This is a genomic window from Pseudomonas fragariae (ex Marin et al. 2024) (assembly GCF_059621105.1).
In genome coordinates this window covers 5,745,658-5,761,435 of sequence record NZ_CM184369.1, presented here as the reverse complement: position 1 = coordinate 5,761,435, position 15,778 = coordinate 5,745,658, and the positions used below count along the sequence as shown (strand labels likewise).

15 protein-coding genes are annotated in these 15,778 nt (G+C 60.3%); 13 read left to right on the top strand and 2 right to left on the bottom strand.

Features of this window, described 5'->3' with window-relative positions; genetic code table 11:
• Window positions 1-190: 190 nt before the first annotated feature.
• The 7 genes from tkt to fba all read left to right on the top strand — a co-directional run bounded on the left by tkt (window position 191) and on the right by fba (window position 6,598).
• Window positions 191-2,188, top strand: coding sequence for a transketolase (gene tkt, locus AC54XV_RS25020; protein ID WP_003405179.1), 1,998 nt, complete (start codon window positions 191-193; stop codon window positions 2,186-2,188).
• Between the two features lie 83 nt (window positions 2,189-2,271).
• A complete protein-coding gene (epd, locus tag AC54XV_RS25015; protein WP_011269230.1) occupies window positions 2,272-3,315 on the top strand; it encodes an erythrose-4-phosphate dehydrogenase in 1,044 nt (347 codons plus the stop codon).
• A 22-nt stretch (window positions 3,316-3,337) separates the two neighbouring features.
• On the top strand, window positions 3,338-4,501 hold the full coding sequence (locus AC54XV_RS25010) for a phosphoglycerate kinase (protein ID WP_003405174.1): 1,164 nt from the start codon (window positions 3,338-3,340) through the stop codon (window positions 4,499-4,501).
• Window positions 4,502-4,528: 27 nt separating this feature from the next.
• Complete coding sequence (locus tag AC54XV_RS25005; RefSeq protein ID WP_003316354.1) at window positions 4,529-4,759, top strand: lipoprotein; 231 nt, start codon at window positions 4,529-4,531, stop codon at window positions 4,757-4,759.
• Between the two features lie 84 nt (window positions 4,760-4,843).
• Window positions 4,844-5,041 (top strand): hypothetical protein, encoded by a 198-nt coding sequence (locus tag AC54XV_RS25000; protein ID WP_003405172.1) that lies wholly within the window; start codon window positions 4,844-4,846, stop codon window positions 5,039-5,041.
• A 52-nt stretch (window positions 5,042-5,093) separates the two neighbouring features.
• Entirely contained in the window at window positions 5,094-5,420 is a 327-nt protein-coding gene (locus AC54XV_RS24995) for an MliC family protein (RefSeq protein ID WP_024661273.1), read from the top strand.
• A gap of 113 nt (window positions 5,421-5,533) precedes the next feature.
• Window positions 5,534-6,598, top strand: coding sequence for a class II fructose-bisphosphate aldolase (gene fba, locus AC54XV_RS24990; RefSeq protein WP_003316351.1), 1,065 nt, complete (start codon window positions 5,534-5,536; stop codon window positions 6,596-6,598).
• A gap of 319 nt (window positions 6,599-6,917) precedes the next feature.
• On the opposite strand, the gene AC54XV_RS24985 is transcribed toward fba, so the two are convergent.
• Together AC54XV_RS24985 and AC54XV_RS24980 are read right to left on the bottom strand one after the other, a co-directional pair.
• Window positions 6,918-7,337, bottom strand: a complete 420-nt coding sequence (locus AC54XV_RS24985) for a DUF3010 family protein (RefSeq protein WP_003405170.1) — start codon at window positions 7,335-7,337, stop codon at window positions 6,918-6,920.
• Between the two features lie 55 nt (window positions 7,338-7,392).
• Window positions 7,393-7,803 (bottom strand): lysozyme inhibitor LprI family protein, encoded by a 411-nt coding sequence (locus AC54XV_RS24980; RefSeq protein ID WP_003405168.1) that lies wholly within the window; start codon window positions 7,801-7,803, stop codon window positions 7,393-7,395.
• 228 nt (window positions 7,804-8,031) lie between these two features.
• On the opposite strand from AC54XV_RS24980, the gene AC54XV_RS24975 reads away from it, so the two are divergent.
• The 6 genes from AC54XV_RS24975 (at window position 8,032) to etfB (ending at window position 15,778) form a co-directional block, all read left to right on the top strand.
• Window positions 8,032-9,009, top strand: coding sequence for a dipeptidase (locus AC54XV_RS24975; protein WP_003405167.1), 978 nt, complete (start codon window positions 8,032-8,034; stop codon window positions 9,007-9,009).
• 84 nt (window positions 9,010-9,093) lie between these two features.
• Window positions 9,094-9,624, top strand: coding sequence for a DUF5943 domain-containing protein (locus tag AC54XV_RS24970; RefSeq protein ID WP_003405158.1), 531 nt, complete (start codon window positions 9,094-9,096; stop codon window positions 9,622-9,624).
• 15 nt (window positions 9,625-9,639) lie between these two features.
• Window positions 9,640-11,700, top strand: a complete 2,061-nt coding sequence (dgcA, locus tag AC54XV_RS24965; protein WP_003405157.1) for a dimethylglycine demethylation protein DgcA — start codon at window positions 9,640-9,642, stop codon at window positions 11,698-11,700.
• Between the two features lie 109 nt (window positions 11,701-11,809).
• Complete coding sequence (dgcB, locus tag AC54XV_RS24960; RefSeq protein ID WP_024652327.1) at window positions 11,810-13,771, top strand: dimethylglycine demethylation protein DgcB; 1,962 nt, start codon at window positions 11,810-11,812, stop codon at window positions 13,769-13,771.
• A complete protein-coding gene (gene etfA / locus AC54XV_RS24955) occupies window positions 13,771-14,991 on the top strand; it encodes an electron transfer flavoprotein subunit alpha (RefSeq protein ID WP_058399138.1) in 1,221 nt (406 codons plus the stop codon). The genes dgcB and etfA overlap by 1 nt, the downstream gene beginning before the upstream one ends.
• Window positions 14,981-15,778, top strand: coding sequence for an electron transfer flavoprotein subunit beta (etfB, locus tag AC54XV_RS24950; RefSeq protein WP_058399137.1), 798 nt, complete (start codon window positions 14,981-14,983; stop codon window positions 15,776-15,778). The genes etfA and etfB overlap by 11 nt, the downstream gene beginning before the upstream one ends.

Below are 15,778 nucleotides of genomic sequence, written 5' to 3'. Positions count from 1 at the left end.
ATGGATGGCGTCGGTCAGGCGTTGTGAACTTGTCGTGCAGGCGGGTGATCCAGTCTTTGCGTGGCAAATAATGTCCGCAACCCCGGAAAAAAGCCTATGGTCGTCTATCTGTGATTGCCCCCGGCCTGTCCGTGAGGGAAAATGGCCTTCTTTTTCTCAATCCTATTTCTTAATTCCCAGGAGATCAGCGATGCCAAGCCGTCGTGAGCGTGCCAACGCTATTCGTGCCCTCAGCATGGATGCCGTGCAAAAAGCCAACAGCGGCCATCCGGGTGCCCCCATGGGCATGGCGGATATCGCCGAGGTTCTTTGGCGCGATTATCTGAAACACAACCCGGCAAACCCTTCGTTTGCCGACCGTGACCGTTTCATCATGTCCAACGGCCACGGCTCGATGCTGGTCTATTCGCTGCTGCACCTGACCGGCTATGACCTGTCCATCGACGACCTGAAAAACTTCCGTCAATTGCACAGCCGTACACCGGGTCACCCGGAGTACGGTTACACGCCTGGCATCGAGACCACCACCGGTCCGCTGGGTCAGGGCTTTGCCAACGCTGTCGGTTTCGCTGCTGCCGAGAAGACGCTCGCCGCGCAGTTCAACCGCCCAGGCCACTCCATCGTCGATCACCATACCTACGTGTTCATGGGTGATGGCTGCATGATGGAAGGTATTTCCCACGAAGCGGCCTCGCTGGCCGGTACGTTGCAGTTGAACAAGCTGATCGCGTTCTACGACGACAACGGCATCTCCATCGATGGCGAAGTGGAAGGCTGGTTTACCGACGACACGCCAAAGCGTTTCGAGTCCTACGGCTGGCTGGTGATCCGCAATGTCGACGGTCACGATCCTGAAGAAATCAAGACGGCCATCGAGACCGCTCGCAAGAGCGATCAGCCGACGCTGATCTGCTGCAAGACCACCATCGGTTTCGGTTCGCCGAACAAACAGGGTAAGGAAGAGTCCCACGGTGCGCCGCTGGGTGCTGACGAAATCGCCCTGACCCGTGCTGCACTGAAGTGGAACTACGGTCCTTTCGAAATCCCGGCTGATATCTATGCCGAGTGGAACGGGAAGGAAAAAGGCCTGGCTGCCGAAGCTGAGTGGGACCAGCGCTTTGCTGATTATTCCGCCGCGTTCCCGGAACTGGCCAATGATTTCATTCGTCGCATGAGCGGGCAATTGCCTGCTGATTTCGCCGAAAAATCAGCGGCTTATGTCGCCGAAGTCAACGCAAAGGGCGAAACCATCGCCAGCCGCAAGGCCAGCCAGAACGCGCTGGGTGCACTCGGCCCGTTGCTGCCTGAAATTCTGGGTGGTTCGGCTGACCTTGCCGGGTCCAACCTGACCATCTGGAAAGGCTGCAAGAGCATCACCGGCGAAGACCCTAACGGCAACTACCTGCATTACGGTGTTCGCGAGTTCGGCATGGGCGCCATGATGAACGGCATCGCCTTGCACGGCGGCTTCGTGCCTTACGGCGCCACCTTCCTGATCTTCATGGAATACGCGCGCAACGCGGTGCGTATGGCCTCGTTGATGAAGAAGCGCGTGATCTACGTATTCACCCACGACTCCATCGGTCTGGGCGAAGACGGTCCGACTCACCAGCCGATCGAGCAATTGACCAGTCTGCGTACCACGCCGAACCTGGACACCTGGCGTCCTGCGGATGCGGTGGAATCGGCCGTAGCCTGGAAACACGCGATCGAGCGTGACGATGGCCCGTCGGCACTGATCTTCTCCCGTCAGAATCTGACCCATCAGGCGCGTGACGAGAAGCAACTGTCCTACATCGCGCGTGGCGGCTACGTGCTGCGTGACTGTGCTGCCGAGCCTGAACTGATCCTGATCGCAACCGGTTCGGAAGTCGGTCTGGCTGTGCAGGCGTACGACAAGCTGACCGAGCAGGGTCGCAACGTGCGCGTGGTGTCCATGCCATGCACCAGCATTTTCGAAGCTCAGGATGCTGCTTACAAGCAGGCGGTGCTGCCGTTGCAGGTCAGCGCGCGTATTGCCATCGAAGCGGCTCACGCCGACTACTGGTACAAATACGTTGGCCTGGAAGGGCGCGTGATCGGCATGACTACCTTCGGCGAGTCGGCCCCTGCGCCAGCGCTGTTCGAAGAGTTCGGCTTCACGCTGGAAAACGTCCTGAGCACTGCTGAAGAGCTGCTGGAAGACTGATCAGCTATGTGATGTTGATGTTGTGGGAGCGGACCGGGCGACGCTTCGCTCCCACATGATTGTTATTCCCTGGCGAAAACTTCATGCCCCAGCCCCGCCCTTACAAAGTTGCTCTGAACGGTTACGGCCGTATTGGTCGTTGCGTCGTTCGCGCGCTGTGCGAGCGAGGGGCCAAGGCCGGGTTTGAAGTGGTTGCCATCAATGATCTGGCCGACATGGCCAGTCTCGAATACCTCACGCGCTTTGATTCCACACATGGCCGGTTCCCCGGCGAAGTGCGGGTCGAAGGGCAATACCTGCACATCAATGATCACCGGATCAAGGTGTTGCGCAGTGCGACGCCGGAAGGCATCGACTGGGCCGCTCTGGAAGTCGATCTGGTGCTTGAGTGTTCCGGTGTCTACAACACTCGCGAAGATGGCCAGCGCTTTCTGGATGCCGGCGCGCCGCGGGTGCTGTTTTCCCAGCCGATGGCCAGTGAACGAGATGTCGATGCCACCGTGGTGTTCGGCATCAACCAGCACAAGCTGACCGGCCGCGAGCTGCTGGTCTCCGCCGCGTCGTGCACCACCAACTGCAGTGTGCCGCTGCTGCGCTTGCTGGATCAGGCCATCGGCCTGGAATACATGACCATTACCACCATCCACTCGGCGATGAACGATCAACCGGTGATCGACGCTTATCATCACGAGGATCTGCGCCGTACCCGCTCGGCCTTCCAGTCGATCATCCCGGTGTCCACCGGTCTGGCGCGAGGAATCGAACGGCTGCTTCCGGAACTTGCCGGCCGAATTCAGGCCAAAGCTGTTCGCGTGCCGACCGTGAATGTGTCCTGTCTGGACATTACGTTGCAGATGTCGCGAGACACCGATGCCGTGGAGATCAACCGTATCCTGCGTGAGGCCGCCACCAGCGGTCCGCTCAAGGGACTGCTGGCCTACACTGAATTGCCGCACGCCAGTTGCGATTTCAACCATGACCCGCATTCGGCCATTGTCGATGCGAGTCAGACCCGCGTTTCCGGACCCCGGCTGGTCAATCTGCTGGCCTGGTTCGACAACGAGTGGGGCTTTGCCAATCGAATGCTCGACGTCGCTGATCACTTTCTGCGCGTCGCTGACCAATAACAGTAAAAAAACAGGAATGCTCATGACCGTCTTGAAGATGACCGACCTCGATCTGCAAGGTAAACGTGTACTGATTCGCGAAGACCTCAACGTCCCGGTAAAGGACGGCGTGGTCAGCAGCGATGCACGTATCCTCGCTTCGCTGCCGACCATCAGGCTGGCGCTGGAAAAGGGCGCGGCCGTCATGGTCTGCTCGCACCTTGGCCGCCCGACAGAAGGTGAGTTTTCTGCCGAGAACAGTCTCAAGCCGGTTGCCGACTACCTGAGCAAGGCGCTGGGTCGTGACGTTCCGCTGGTTGCCGATTACCTGGACGGCGTCGACGTGAAGGCCGGTGATGTGGTCCTGTTCGAGAACGTTCGCTTCAACAAGGGCGAGAAAAAGAACGCCGACGAGCTGGCGCAGCAATACGCAGCGCTGTGCGACGTGTTCGTGATGGATGCCTTCGGCACCGCGCACCGTGCCGAGGGTTCTACTCACGGCGTGGCCAAATTCGCCAAGGTGGCGGCGGCGGGTCCTTTGCTGGCGGCCGAGCTCGAAGCACTGGGCAAGGCCCTGGGCGCTCCGGCCCAGCCGATGACCGCCATCGTTGCCGGCTCCAAGGTCTCCACCAAGCTGGATGTGCTCAACAGCCTGAGCGGCATCTGCAATCAGTTGATCGTCGGCGGCGGCATTGCCAACACCTTCCTGGCTGCAGCCGGTCACAAGGTCGGCAAATCGCTGTACGAACCTGATCTGCTCGACACCGCCCGCGCCATCGCCGCCAAGGTCAGCGTGCCACTGCCAACTGACGTGGTGGTTGCCAAGGAGTTCGCCGAGAGCGCTGCCGCTACCGTCAAGCTGATTGCCGATGTCGCCGATGACGACATGATTCTCGATATTGGCCCGCAAACTGCTGCACATTTCGCCGAATTACTGAAATCTTCCGGGACTATCCTGTGGAACGGTCCGGTCGGCGTATTTGAGTTCGATCAGTTCGGTGAAGGCACCAAAACGCTGGCCAAGGCCATTGCTGAAAGCCAGGCGTTCTCCATCGCGGGCGGTGGTGACACACTGGCGGCCATCGACAAGTATGGTGTTGCACAACAGATTTCCTACATTTCGACCGGTGGCGGTGCGTTCCTCGAGTTCGTGGAAGGCAAGGTCCTGCCAGCGGTGGAAGTGCTCGAACAACGCGCCAAGGCTTGAGTGAAAGCCTTGGACAAGGAGTGGTCAATGGTCAGGGCGTTACCGTGGTTTCTCATCGCAGGTTTACTGGCCGGTTGCGCGGGCAAGCCTGCGGCTGAAGAGGTGGAGAGCGACTCCCCGACGCAACCGCTCCAGCTAAGCTGCTATCAGGCGGGCTGGCAGGCCGAAACGGTGCCGGTTGTCTACAAGCGCGGCGGCCCGGAAGTATGGGATCGTTACGAATTCATGCCGCGGACCGGCAATGTAGGTTGTCTGTGAGCCAGGTCTGAAACCCGTTGGCAACATTGACGGGCTTCAGTGGTCTTTAAAGGGTGGATATTTTTCCGCGAAAGGAGTTTCGCCATGAAGATCGCTGCCCTGGCTCTTATGAGCTGCATTGTACTGGCTGGTTGTACCGGTTCTGGCTCGCGTGCCAAGACCTGTCAGATATTCAGCCCGGCCGACGTGAATGTGCCGACGACCGAAAACAGTCAACGGGTCGAGGCGCATGTGACCGGTGAGCCGGCCGATGACCGAAAACAGGAACAGAACTGCCCCTGACAGTTGAAACGGCCGGCACACGCCGCGTTTCGCAGGGCAGCCAGGAGACGTAATGAAAGGCTTGATTGCCCTCGGGGTTTTGGCAGTGCTTGGCGGTTGTTCGAGCATGACTTCACCGCAGCAGAATGACCCCTGGAATCGCTGGGTATGCGACAGCAATGCTGAGGTCAACTGGCGCTACATCGACTCGGCCAAAAAGGAAGTCGATGTGCGTCTGAATCAGAGCGATCAGGTGTTCAGGCTCAAGGCCGAACCCGGCGCTGCCAGCGGAACGCTGTACAGCAACAATGTGTTGGCATTCGTCAACAAGGGTAGCGAGGGCCTGATCTACTGGGACGCTACCAACGATCTGATCGGTCGCGGCTGCAAGGCCAGATAAGTCGGATCTCGGGCACACACGCACGGCCTCGCGGCTGAGCTTATAACTTGAATGGCAGCCGCCACTACGGCAGGCTTGCTCGACTAACGACCCTACCGGGAGAGAAACAGACAATGGCACTTATCAGCATGCGCCAGATGTTGGACCACGCAGCCGAATTCGGCTACGGCGTTCCAGCCTTCAACGTAAACAACCTGGAACAGATGCGCGCCATTATGGAAGCGGCCGACAAGACCGACTCCCCGGTGATCGTCCAGGCTTCTGCCGGTGCCCGCAAATACGCCGGTGCGCCGTTTCTGCGTCACCTGATCCTCGCCGCGATCGAAGAATTCCCGCACATCCCGGTGGTCATGCATCAGGACCACGGCACCAGCCCTGACATCTGCCAGCGCTCGATCCAGCTGGGTTTCAGCTCGGTCATGATGGACGGCTCGCTGCGTGAAGACGGCAAGTCCCCGGCCGATTACGACTACAACGTCGACGTTACCCGTCGCGTGGTGTCCTTCGCTCACGCCTGCGGCGTTTCCGTGGAAGGCGAGCTGGGCGTGCTGGGTTCGCTGGAAACCGGCATGGCCGGTGAAGAAGACGGCGTTGGTGCGGAAGGCGTTCTGGATCACAGCCAGATGCTGACCGACCCGGAAGAGGCCGCTGACTTCGTCAAGCGCACTCAGGTCGATGCCCTGGCCATCGCCATCGGCACCAGCCACGGCGCTTACAAGTTCACCAAGCCGCCTACCGGCGACATCCTGGCGATCGAGCGGATCAAAGAGATCCACAAGCGCATCCCCAACACTCACCTGGTGATGCACGGTTCTTCGTCCGTTCCACAGGAATGGCTGAAGATCATCAACGAGTTCGGCGGCGACATCAAAGAAACCTACGGTGTGCCGGTCGAAGAAATCGTTGAAGGCATCAAGCACGGCGTGCGCAAGGTCAACATCGACACCGACCTGCGTCTGGCGTCGACCGGTGCCATCCGCGAATTCATGGCCAAAAACCCGAGCGAGTTCGACCCGCGCAAGTACCTGGCCAAGACCGTTTCGGCGATGCGTGATGTATGTATCGCTCGTTACGAAGCATTCGGCACCGCTGGCAACGCCTCGAAGATCAAGCCGATCTCCCTGGACGCCATGTTCGAACGCTACGCGCGTGGCGAACTGGATGCCAAGGTCAACTGAGTTGACTGAGCATTGAAGAAACCCGCAGAAATGCGGGTTTTTTTATGTCCGGTCAAAAGCACCTGCCGGGTGAATGAATGCTCCGCGCTCATGGTTAGACACAAGTACTGAAGAGCCTGAACATCTCGCTTCTGCGCGGCGGGCGTAGGAGCGAACTTGTTCGCGAAAGGGCCGGTACATTCTCCAAAAATGCATTTTATGAACGACCGTCTTCGCGAACAAGTTCGCTCCCACAGCCTTCGGCCAGAATCAAAAGCGGACTTGTGCGTAACGATGGGTACTCCGCGTGGGCATGCGGTTCCGGACGCTCTTGAAGCGCTTAAACGCTCTTCATCAACCCTGCACACGCCGCCTTGTACGCTTCGTGCTGGTACTTGTTCAGGGTGTCAGGCAGGGCGAAGGAGTGTTTCTTGTTCTGTGCGTTGATGGTTTGCGGCGAGATCAGCACCACGTCGCAATCGGACATCAGTTGAAAGATGGTTTCGATCTTGAAGGTGGTCGGGCCGCCAGCGAATTCGCCTTTCTTGCTGCGCTTCTTGATGGCGATGTGGCTGACGCCGTTTTCACGCACGAAGCCTGCGATTTGCGTGGCGAAAGCCTTGACGTTGGCAGGCTCTTCATCGTCCTCCAGCGCGATCTTTTTCGTGGCCAGCGGCAGGTGGGCGAGGCCGCTGCTCTGCCGTGTGGCGAGGGCGAAGATGGCTTCGCTGCCTTTGATTTCTACACCGCAAATAATCATGAGAAAACCTGATGAGCTCGTTCATATAAAGAGGCAGGTTATCTCATCGTAGACGTTATTCCTGAGCTATCGACTCCAGATACTCCGAGCGCTCGTCACTCATGCGTGCAATGCAGTCGTTTTCGCTGATGGTGAAGGCCTTGCTGCCTGCTGCAGAAGGAAAGACTTCCACCGCGCAGTCGGCGTCACGCAGCTTCTCCCAGGCTTGCTGGGCGGTTTTGAGTTTGCTGGTAAAGTCGTTGAACTGCGTCTTATTGGCAACGAACTGGGACTGAACCCGCTTGAGCAGATTGTCGAAGTTCTCCTTGAGCAACTGTTCGGCAGTGGTACGGCTGTAGGCCGAGCATTCCAGTGTCTGCTTGTCGTCCTCGACACCGTCGCAGGGCGACGCGTCCGGATTCTGAGCAGCATGTACGCCTGTCACAGCTGTCGTCATAAGGGCCAGGGTCAGCAAAAACGTTTTCATCGAGTCGCTCCGATCCATTGATAGGCTCGATTCTGTCTCAAGCGCGAGACATTGAACAGGTTTACGACATCGCACGACCACGCGCCGTACCCCTTTGTCGCATCTTGACGCTTTCGGCAAACCCCCTGTCGTTTTTGCACCCGGTTCCCCTGACCCTCCGGCATATGCTGACCCCATTAGCGCCGACAGCCGATTCGGCGCACCGGAATCAAAAAAGGGGACAGCCTGATGAGCCCAGCCGAATTACACGCCGACAGCATCGTTATTGACGGGCTGATCATCGCCAAGTGGAACCGCGAGCTGTTTGAAGACATGCGCAAGGGCGGCCTGACCATGGCCAACTGCACCGTGTCGGTGTGGGAAGGCTTTCAGGCGACCATCAACAGCATCTGCACCAGCCAGAAACTGATGCGCGAGAACAGCGATCTGGTCATGCCGGTGCACACCACAGCCGATATCCGCAAGGCCAAGGAACTGGGCAAGACCGGCATCCTGTTCGGCTTCCAGAACGCGCATGCCTATGAAGACCAGATCGGCTACGTCGAGATCTTCAAGAAGCTTGGCGTCGGCATCGTGCAGCTGTGCTACAACACCCAGAATCTGGTAGGCACCGGCTGCTACGAGCGCGACGGCGGGCTGTCGGGCTTCGGTCGTGAGATCGTCGCTGAAATGAACCGTGTCGGGGTGATGTGCGACCTGTCCCATGTCGGCTCGAAAACCTCGGAAGAAGTCATTCTCGAATCGAAAAAACCGGTCTGCTATTCCCACTGCCTGCCGTCCGGCCTCAAGGAACACCCGCGCAACAAGTCTGACGCCGAACTGAAGTTCATCGCCGACCATGGCGGGTTTGTCGGCGTGACCATGTTCGCGCCGTTCCTGGCCAAGGGCATCGAGTCGACCATCGACGATTACGCCGAAGCCATCGAATACGTGATGAACATCGTCGGCGAAGACGCCATCGGCATTGGTACTGACTTCACCCAGGGTCACGGCCAGGAATTTTTCGAGTACCTGACCCACGACAAGGGCTACGCCCGCCGCCTGACCAACTTCGGCAAGATCATCAACCCGCTGGGCATCCGCACCGTCGGGGAGTTTCCCAATCTGACTGAAACGTTGCTCAAGCGCGGTCACTCCGAACGCGTGGTGCGCAAGATCATGGGCGAGAACTGGGTCAACGTTCTGGCCGACGTCTGGGGCGAGTAAACCGCCCGCCATACCTTATCGAATTGAACCCCCACGGCCCTTCGAGCGGTGGGTGTAGCCCGAATCATCTGGAGTTTGACCGCCATGGCTAAAATCGCCCCGCAACTGCCCATCGAAGTCGACAGCGAAACCGGCGTCTGGACCTCCGATGCGTTGCCGATGCTGTACGTGCCCCGGCACTTTTTCGTCAACAACCATATGGGCATCGAAGAAGTGCTGGGCGCCGATGCCTACGCTGACATCCTCTACAAGGCGGGTTACAAATCCGCCTGGCACTGGTGCGAAAAGGAAGCCGAATGCCATGGTCTGCAAGGCGTTGCGGTGTTCGAGCACTACATGAAGCGCCTGTCGCAGCGTGGCTGGGGCCTGTTCAAGATCCAGGACATCGACGTCGAGAAAGGCACTGCCAGCGTGAAGCTGGAGCACTCCTGTTTCGTGTACGTCTACGGCAAGGTCGGGCGCAAGGTCGATTACATGTTCACCGGCTGGTTCGCCGGGGCCATGGACCAGATCCTCGCTGCCAGCGGCAGCCCTGTGCGCACGGTTGCCGAGCAGGTTTACGGTGGTTCCGAAGAAGGTCATGACGACGGTCTGTTCGTCGTCAAGCCGCTGTAAATCGAGGATCGGGTTATGGCTTTCGAAGCGATGTTCCAGCCGATCCAGATCGGCAAACTCACCATCCGCAATCGCGTGCTGAGCACCGCGCACGCTGAGGTCTACGCCACCGACGGCGGCATGACCACGGATCGTTACGTGAAGTACTACGAGGAGAAAGCCAAGGGCGGCATCGGTCTGGCCATTTGTGGCGGCTCTTCAAGCGTGGCCATCGACAGCCCGCAAGGCTGGTGGAAATCGGTCAACCTGGCGACCGACAGAATCATCCCGCACTTCCAGAACCTCGCCGACGCCATGCACAAGCACGGCGCCAAGATCATGATCCAGATTACCCACATGGGCCGTCGCTCGCGTTGGGATGGCGATCACTGGCCGACCCTGCTGTCGCCGTCGGGCATTCGCGAGCCGGTACACCGGGCAACCTGTAAAACCATCGAGCCGGAAGAAATCTGGCGGGTAATCGGCAACTACGCCAGCGCTGCGGCGCGTGCCAAGGCCGGTGGTCTGGATGGTGTCGAGTTGTCGGCGGTGCATCAGCACATGATCGACCAGTTCTGGAGCCCGCGCGTCAACAAGCGTACCGATGAGTGGGGCGGCAGTTTCGAGAACCGCATGCGCTTCGGTCTGGAAGTGATCAAGGCGGTGCGCAAGGAAGTCGGCCCCGACTTCTGTGTGGGGTTGCGCATCTGTGGCGACGAGTTTCACCCCGACGGCCTCAGCCACGAGGACATGAAACAGATCGCCAGGTATTACGACGACACCGGCATGATCGATTTCATCGGCGTGGTGGGCTCGGGATGTGACACCCACAACACCCTGGCCAACGTCATTCCGAACATGAGTTATCCACCGGAGCCGTTCCTGCACCTGGCGGCCGGCATCAAGGAAGTGGTCAAGGCCCCGGTGCTGCACGCGCAGAACATCAAGGACCCGAACCAGGCAACGCGAATTCTGGAAGGCGGCTATGTCGACATGGTCGGCATGACCCGCGCGCACATTGCCGACCCGCACCTGATCGCCAAGATCAAAATGGGCCAGATCGATCAGATCAAACAGTGCGTCGGTGCCAACTACTGCATCGATCGTCAGTATCAGGGCCTGGACGTGCTGTGCATCCAGAACGCCGCGACCTCCCGCGAATACATGGGCGTGCCGCACATTATCGAGAAATCCGCCGGGCCGAAGCGCAAGGTAGTCGTGGTCGGTGCCGGGCCTGCCGGCATGGAAGCGGCGCGGGTCTCCGCCGAACGCGGCCATGACGTGACCCTGTTCGAGAAGAAGGACTTCATCGGCGGGCAGATCACCACGGCATCGAAGGCACCGCAGCGCGACCAGATCGCCGGCATCACCCGCTGGTTCCAGCTGGAGCTGGCGCGCCTGAAAGTCGACCTGCGTCTGGGGACCGCCGCGGATGCGGCAACCATTCTCGACCTGCGCCCGGACATCGTGGTGCTGGCGGTCGGCGGTCATCCGTTTCTGGAGCAGAACGAACACTGGGGGGCGGCGGAAGGCCTGGTGGTCAGCAGTTGGGACGTGCTGGACGGCAAGGTGGCGCCAGGCAAGAACGTGCTGGTCTACGACACCATCTGCGAGTTCACCGGTATGTCGGTGGCCGACTTTCTGGCCGACAAGGGCTGCCAGGTCGAAATCGTCACCGATGACATCAAACCGGGCGTGGCGATTGGCGGAACCTCGTTCCCGACCTACTACCGCAGCATGTACCCCAAGGAAGTGATCATGACCGGCGACATGATGCTGGAAAAGGTCTATCGCGAGGGCGACAAGCTGGTAGCGGTGCTGGAAAACGAATACACCGGCGCCAAGGAAGAGCGGGTGGTCGATCAGGTGGTGGTGGAAAACGGTGTGCGTCCGGACGAAGCGATCTACTACGCGCTCAAGGAAGGCTCGCGCAACAAAGGCCAGATCGACATCGACGCGCTGTTCGCCATTCAGCCACAGCCATCGTTGAGCCAGCCGGGTGACGGTTACCTGCTGTTTCGTATAGGCGATTGCGTGGCGCAGCGTAATACCCACGCGGCGATCTATGACGGCTTGCGGCTGTGTAAGGATTTCTGAGAGCAGCTGCAAGTTGTTAGCTTCAAGCGGCAAGTAAGCGCTTCTGTTCCGTGCTTTTTCTTGAAGCTTGTAGCTTGCAGCTTGAGGCTTTTGCCTTGAGAGCGACATGATGCTAGACACTCTTCTTCCCATCCTGCTGTTCAGCGCCCTGGCCCTTGCGGCGCTGGGCGCCTGGCGGCGGGTAACCCTGTGGCGCAACGGTCGGTCCTCGAAAGTCGATTGGCTGGGTGGCCTGCTGGCTATGCCCAAGCGTTATATGGTCGATCTGCATCATGTGGTCGCACGCGACAAATACATCGCCAATACCCACGTGGCCACAGCGGGCGGTGCGGTGGCCTCGATTGTGCTGGCGATTCTGGTGCACGGTTTCGGTCTGCATAATCGCGTGCTTGGCTATGCGCTGCTGCTGATGACGGCGGTGATGTTTGTCGGCGCGGTGTTTGTCTATCGTCGTCGTCTGAACCCTCCTGCGCGTCTGTCGAAAGGCCCATGGATGCGCCTGCCGAAAAGCCTCATGGCGTTTTCCGCGAGCTTCTTTCTGGTCACGCTGCCGGTGGCCGGCATTCTTCCCGAGCACTTCGGTGGCTGGGTGCTGGTGGCCGTCCTTGGGCTGGGCGTGCTGTGGGGCGTGAGCGAACTGTTTTTCGGCATGACCTGGGGCGGGCCGATGAAGCATGCCTTCGCCGGGGCGCTGCACCTGGCCTGGCATCGCCGGGCCGAGCGTTTTGGTGGCGGACGTTCCACGGGCTTGAAACCGCTGGACCTGGCCGATCGCAGCGCGCCGTTGGGTGTAGAAAAGCCCCAGGACTTCACCTGGAATCAACTGCTGGGCTTCGACGCCTGCGTGCAGTGCGGCAAGTGCGAAGCGGCCTGCCCGGCGTTTGCGGCGGGCCAGCCGCTCAACCCCAAAAAGCTGATTCAGGACATGGTGGTCGGCCTTGCCGGTGGCACCGACGCAAAATTTGCGGGCAGTCCGTATCCATCGCTGGACGGTAAAGGCAAACCGCTGGGCGAGCATGGCGGCAATCCGCATCAGCCCATCGTCAACGGGCTGGTGGACGCCGAAACGCTGTGGTCCTGCACCACATGCCGGGCCTGCGTCGAAGAGTGTCCGATGATGATCGAGCACGTCGACGCCATCGTCGACATGCGCCGCCACCTGACTCTCGAAAAGGGCGCTACGCCGAACAAGGGCGCTGAAGTGCTGGACAACCTGATTGCTACCGACAACCCCGGCGGGTTTGCGCCGGGCGGGCGAATGAACTGGGCGGCCGATCTGAACCTGACGCTGCTCAGCGAGAAAAAAACCGTGGATGTGCTGTTCTGGGTCGGTGACGGCGCGTTCGATATGCGTAACCAGCGTACCCTGCGCGCGTTCGTCAAAGTCCTCAAGGCGGCCGGTGTGGATTTTGCCGTGCTGGGCCTCGAAGAACGCGACAGCGGCGACGTGGCGCGACGTTTGGGTGATGAAGCGACCTTCCAGACGCTCGCCCGGCGCAACATTCAGACCCTGTCCCGGTACAGTGTCCAACGCATCGTGACCTGCGACCCGCACAGCTTTCATGTACTGAAAAACGAATATGGCGCTTTTGGCGGTGACTATCAGGTGCAGCATCACAGCACCTTCATGGCCGAGCTGGTGCGCAGCGGCGCCCTGAATCTGAGTCAGCACAAAGGCGCCAGCGTGACCTATCACGACCCGTGTTATCTGGGCCGTTACAACGGCGAATACGAGGCGCCGCGTGAAGTGCTGCGGGCACTGGGGATCGAGATCAGGGAAATGCAGCGCTCGGGCTTCCGTTCCCGCTGCTGCGGTGGCGGCGGTGGCGCGCCGATCACGGATATTCCCGGCAGACAGCGGATTCCCGACATGCGCATGGACGACATTCGTGAAACGGCTGCCGAACTGGTGGCCGTGGGTTGTCCACAGTGCACAGCCATGCTCGAAGGCGTTGTCGAACCGCGACCGCTGATCAAGGACATCGCCGAGCTGGTGGCCGATGCGTTGATCGAGGAAGTTATCCCCAGCACGCCAGCACCGGCCAAACGTGAACCTGCGGAGGTGCACTGATGAGCGACCTTATCCGCCGTGATCCACGCGCCGAGTGGATCGCCCGCAATCGACTGCATCCGTTGCACGCGGCCATGCAGCCCGTACAGAACAGCTGGATGGGGCCGAATGGCCTGATGCGCAAAAACCTGCATGGTCAGGGATTTATCGGCCCCAACGGCATCAAGCGTATTGACCGCAGCGGCGCGCAGCAGGGCGGCGCGGTCAAGCGTTCGGTTGCTGCCGAAGTGCAGTTGCCGCTGCATACCCTCGTCGAGCCAGCGTTCTATATCACCGTGGTGCCCGATATGGTCGGCGGCCGCCTGAGCAGCCATGACCGTGATTTGCTGGGCCTGGCGCGTCAGCTGGCGGGGGCCGAGGGCGCCGTGCTGACGGTGGTGTTCGGCGAGCACAAGGAAACTGCCTTCGACACCGCTGGCGCGGATCGGCTGTTGATTATCGACGGTGCCGAGTTCGACGGTTATTCACCTGAACAGCGTGTGCAAGGGCTGCGGGCTGTGGATAACCAGTTCAACCCGCGCCACTGGCTGCTGCCGGACAGCCGCAGCGGCGGTGGCGAGCTGGGAAGACGTTTTGCCGCCAGCATCGGCGAGCGACCCGCAACGCGGGTCTGGCAGGTCAAGGACCAGCTGTGCATAAGCCGCGCAGGTGCAGGCCGCGAAGACCTGGTTCGGCCTCTGGCGCGCCTGATTCTGGCCGCTGTGGAGTGCGCCGAACCGGTCAGCGAAACCCGCCACGAGGCATTGCCGGTCGAGTTGTCCACAGGCGTGGCGCGCAGCCTGCCGCGTATCGAAGACCTGGGGGCGGTAGCCGTCGATCCCCGGGTTATCCCCATGGCTGAAGCCGAATTCATTCTGTCTGGCGGCAATGGCGTCAGGGACTGGGACCTGTTTCATCAGGCCGCTTCGGCTCTCGGTGCCACCGAAGGGGCGTCGCGGGTGGCGGTGGACGATGGTTTCATGGGCCGCGAACGGCAGGTCGGCGCGAGTGGCACCTGGGTGACCGCAAGGGTGTATGTTGCCGTCGGTATTTCCGGAGCCATCCAGCATCTGCAGGGCATCGGCGCCTGTGACAAGGTCATTGCGATCAATCTGGATGCGGGGTGCGACATGGTCAAGCGCGCTGATCTATCGGTCATCGGCGAGAGCGCCGAAGTACTCACGGCGCTGATCGCCGCCGTCGAAGCCTGGCGCAGCGGAGGTAAACGCGATGCAGCCTGAAGTGTCTGTGGATAAGCATGCGGTACAGATCATCAGTCTGGTGTCCATCGGGGCGCACCCGACATCAGGTCGTGCGCGCCGCGCCGAACAGGATGCGCGGGCCGTCGAGCTCGGTTTGCAACTGGCTGGGGATAACTTGCAGGTGCTGCACGCCGGCAATGCCGAAGAACCGGCGCTGCGCGCTTACCTTGGCATGGGGCTCAACGAGCTGCATGTGCTGGAGCAACCCGAGGGCGCCGATGCGCTGGTTGCGTTGACTGACTACCTTCGCGATTCTGCCGCACAGGTGGTGTTGGCCGGCAGTCAGGCTGAAGCCGGTGAAGGGTCGGGCATGCTGCCCTTTCTGTTGGCTGAGAGGCTGGGCTGGCCGCTGGTGACCGGTCTGGCTGAAGTCGAGGCGCTGAACAACGGCACCGCGCTGGTCTTGCAGGCTCTGCCTCGCGGCCAGCGTCGCCGGCTGAAGGTTCGCCTGCCGTTTCTGGCCACTGTGGATAACGCGGCTCCCAAACCTCGACAAAGCGCCTTCGGGCCCGCGCAGCGTGGCACGCTGGACACCGAAATCGTTCAGGCAGTTACCGATGAGTTATTGACCGACCAATCGCTGCAGCCCGCCAGACCGCGGCCCAAACGCCTGAAAGTGATCAAGGCCAAGAGCGGCGCTGATCGCATGAAAGCCGCCACCGCCAAGGCCAGTGGTGGCGGGGGGCAGGTGCTCAAGGGGCTGCGCCCTGAAGAGGGCGCAGCCGCGATTCTGAAGCTGTTGATCGATGAGGGCGTTGTAAGGTAA

Bases quoted from the DNA above. Each gene is read 5' to 3' on its own strand.
- dgcA (WP_003405157.1), top strand. From the start codon at position 9,640: ATGGCTTTCGAAGCGATGTTCCAGCCGATCCAGATCGGCAAACTCACC.
- AC54XV_RS24980 (WP_003405168.1), bottom strand. From the start codon at position 7,803: ATGAAAACGTTTTTGCTGACCCTGGCCCTTATGACGACAGCTGTGACA.
- AC54XV_RS24985 (WP_003405170.1), bottom strand. From the start codon at position 7,337: ATGATTATTTGCGGTGTAGAAATCAAAGGCAGCGAAGCCATCTTCGCC.
- fba (WP_003316351.1), top strand. From the start codon at position 5,534: ATGGCACTTATCAGCATGCGCCAGATGTTGGACCACGCAGCCGAATTC.
- AC54XV_RS24970 (WP_003405158.1), top strand. From the start codon at position 9,094: ATGGCTAAAATCGCCCCGCAACTGCCCATCGAAGTCGACAGCGAAACC.
- AC54XV_RS25010 (WP_003405174.1), top strand. From the start codon at position 3,338: ATGACCGTCTTGAAGATGACCGACCTCGATCTGCAAGGTAAACGTGTA.
- epd (WP_011269230.1), top strand. From the start codon at position 2,272: ATGCCCCAGCCCCGCCCTTACAAAGTTGCTCTGAACGGTTACGGCCGT.
- AC54XV_RS25005 (WP_003316354.1), top strand. From the start codon at position 4,529: ATGGTCAGGGCGTTACCGTGGTTTCTCATCGCAGGTTTACTGGCCGGT.
- dgcB (WP_024652327.1), top strand. From the start codon at position 11,810: ATGCTAGACACTCTTCTTCCCATCCTGCTGTTCAGCGCCCTGGCCCTT.
- etfB (WP_058399137.1), top strand. From the start codon at position 14,981: ATGCAGCCTGAAGTGTCTGTGGATAAGCATGCGGTACAGATCATCAGT.
- AC54XV_RS25000 (WP_003405172.1), top strand. From the start codon at position 4,844: ATGAAGATCGCTGCCCTGGCTCTTATGAGCTGCATTGTACTGGCTGGT.
- AC54XV_RS24995 (WP_024661273.1), top strand. From the start codon at position 5,094: ATGAAAGGCTTGATTGCCCTCGGGGTTTTGGCAGTGCTTGGCGGTTGT.
- etfA (WP_058399138.1), top strand. From the start codon at position 13,771: ATGAGCGACCTTATCCGCCGTGATCCACGCGCCGAGTGGATCGCCCGC.
- tkt (WP_003405179.1), top strand. From the start codon at position 191: ATGCCAAGCCGTCGTGAGCGTGCCAACGCTATTCGTGCCCTCAGCATG.
- AC54XV_RS24975 (WP_003405167.1), top strand. From the start codon at position 8,032: ATGAGCCCAGCCGAATTACACGCCGACAGCATCGTTATTGACGGGCTG.